Genomic DNA, 548 nt, shown 5'->3' on the forward strand with positions numbered 1-548 from the left:
ATCGAAGGCGGCGCGATCGGCCGGCGCCTTTCCAATTTCACCGAATTCCTGCCGCCGGACAATTTCGAACTGGCCCCGGGCGACACCTGGACGATTGCGGTGCATGCGCTGAGCTGGCCCTTCCGATCGAAGGCGGCGCGATCGGCCGGCGCCTTTCCAATTTCACCGAATTCCTGCCGCCGGACAATTTCGAACTGGCCCCGGGCGACACCTGGACGATTGCGGTGCATGCGCTGAGCTGGCCCTTCCGCCACTGGACGGACGGCGCCACCAGCGCCTACGTCGCCCTGAGCGACGGCAGCGCCATCCCGATTTTCATCGCGCCGACAAAGCTCGTCGGCGGCAATGCCGCGCTCAAACGCGGCGCCGAAATCTATCCCGTGCCGCATGCGCCACCCGTGGCGGTGTCGATCGTCCCATGGCCGAGCAAGATCGCCGTCTCCGGCCGACGAGCGCCGCCGGCCGGCCTCGCCCTCGATGCGAATGGTCCGCAGGCTCAAGCTGCCGCTGAAGCATTTGCGGCCTTGGTCGAGCAGCGAGGCGAGCAG

The 548-nt window shown here is 67.3% G+C and carries 2 protein-coding genes; both read left to right on the forward strand.

Annotated elements, in window-relative coordinates; translation table 11 throughout:
* Positions 1 to 237 (forward strand): hypothetical protein (locus AC1D0P_RS27750; protein ID WP_477679671.1); only part of this gene is annotated, 237 nt, incomplete at its 5' end.
* The coding region (locus AC1D0P_RS27755; RefSeq protein WP_477679672.1) for a hypothetical protein at positions 225 to 548 on the forward strand (324 nt) is incomplete at its 3' end. The genes AC1D0P_RS27750 and AC1D0P_RS27755, both read left to right, overlap by 13 nt.

It is taken from the genome of Polaromonas sp. P1_G2 (assembly GCF_056405515.1).